This is a genomic window from Motilibacter deserti, from assembly GCF_011250635.1.
GTDB lineage: Bacteria > Actinomycetota > Actinomycetes > Motilibacterales > Motilibacteraceae > Motilibacter_A > Motilibacter_A deserti.
In genome coordinates this window covers 1-1769 of record NZ_JAANNP010000213.1, presented here as the reverse complement: position 1 = coordinate 1769, position 1769 = coordinate 1, and the positions used below count along the sequence as shown (strand labels likewise).

Sequence of the window (1769 nt, the reverse complement as noted above, 5' to 3'; positions counted from 1 at the left end):
TCGCGCGGGCGCTGGCCAGCGAGGACGTGGCGTACACCGCGTACGCCGAGTCGGTCGGCCGGCTGCCCCTGCCGGACGCCGGCCCGCTCGACGACCTCGCGGACCTGCTCGGAGACCGGTCGCGGATACGCGTCTGGTGGCGGTCTCCGCAGGAGCACCGGGTCGACGTCCTGTCCGCCGCCGGTGAGCGCGACACCTACGCCACCACGGTCGGCACGGCCCAGTGGGACTCCGACGAGCTGCGGCTCCGGCTCCTGCTCGGGGACGGGTCAGGAGTCCGCGCTCCGACGCCGCAGGACCTGCTCCCCGCCGAGCTCGGCCGCCGGCTCCTCGGCGGGGCGGCTCCGGGCCAGGTGCGCCGGGACGGGACCGAGCGGGTCGCCGGCCGCGACGCCGTCACGCTGGTCGTCGAGCCGGCGGACGAGCGCACGCTGGTCCGGCGCGTGGACGTCGCGGTGGACGCCGACACCGGGCTCCCGCTGCGTGTCGCCGTGACCGCGCGCGGCGGGGCACGGCCGACCCTGGAGAGCGCGGTCCTCGACCTGGAGCTGCGCGCCCCCGCGGACGAGGACCTCGCCCTGCCGTTCGGGCCGGACACGCGGGTGGAGCGGGTGTCGGCGCTCTCGGCCCGCCGGCTCGCCGAGCAGGTCGCGCCGTACCTGCTGCCGGGCACGCTGGCCGGCCTGCCCCGCCGCTCCGAGGCGGTCGGCGGGGCCGGCAGCTACGGCACCGGGTACGCCCTGCTGGCCGTGGTGCCGCTGCCGGCGTACGCGGTCGCCGAGCTCGACCGCCGGCTGCGCGGCCCGGGGGTCACCGAGCTGGACGAGGACTACGGCGAGGGCCTCCGGCTCGGGCTGCCGCTGCTCAGCGCGCTCACGCTGCGGGCGGGTGACCGGGCGTACCTGCTGGTCGGGACCGTCCCGCCCGGGCTGCTGGAGCGCGCGGCGCGCGAGCTGGCCGCCAGCCCGCCGCCGTTCGACCCGTCCGGATACACGGAAGGACCGCGGTGAGCGAGCCGGCGATCGTCACGACCGACCTGACCAAGCGGTACGGCCGCGTCACCGCCGTCGACGGCATCGGGCTCGACGTCCGTGAGGGCGACCGCTACGGCTTCCTCGGCCCGAACGGCTCGGGCAAGACCACGACCGTCCGCATGCTGCTCGGGCTCGTCTACGCGACGTCGGGAGAGATCGAGCTGCTCGGGCGGCCCGTGCCGCGCGCCGCGAAGGAGGTGCTGCCCTCGGTCGGCGCGATGGTCGAGGGGCCGGCCTTCCCGCGCGGGCTCAGCGGCCGGGCCGCGCTGCGCTGGATCGACGCGGCGGGCGGAGGCGGCCGGCGCACGCGCCGGGCGCGCGTGGAGCAGGCGCTGGACCGGGTCGGGCTGGGCGCGGTCGACGGCCGGGCGGTGAAGGCGTACTCGCTGGGGATGCGGCAGCGGCTGGGGCTGGCGGCCGCGCTCCTGCAGCGGCCCCGGCTGCTGGTGCTCGACGAGCCGACGAACGGGCTGGACCCGCAGGGCATCCGCGAGATCCGCGACCTGCTGACCGAGCTCAACGGGCAAGGAACGACGGTCTTCCTCTCCTCGCACCTGCTCGCGGAGGTGGAGGAGCTGTGCACGCGGGTGGGGGTGGTGTCGTCGGGGCGGCTCGTGGCCCAGGACGAGCTCGACGCCCTGCGCGGCCCGACGGGCCGCACGCTCGTCTCCACGCCCGACGCCGACGCCGCCGTGGGGGCATTGGGCGACGCCGTCCACGAGCGCCGGCCCGGCC

At 77.7% G+C, this 1769-nt stretch carries 2 protein-coding genes; both read left to right on the top strand.

What is annotated here, in order from left to right:
* A partial coding sequence (locus G9H71_RS22505; protein ID WP_166284981.1) for a sigma-E factor regulatory protein RseB domain-containing protein occupies positions 1–1010 on the top strand: 1010 nt, incomplete at its 5' end.
* Positions 1007–1769, top strand: a 763-nt coding sequence (locus tag G9H71_RS22500; RefSeq protein ID WP_331273206.1) for an ABC transporter ATP-binding protein, incomplete at its 3' end; no start/stop codon positions are given. The genes G9H71_RS22505 and G9H71_RS22500, both read left to right, overlap by 4 nt.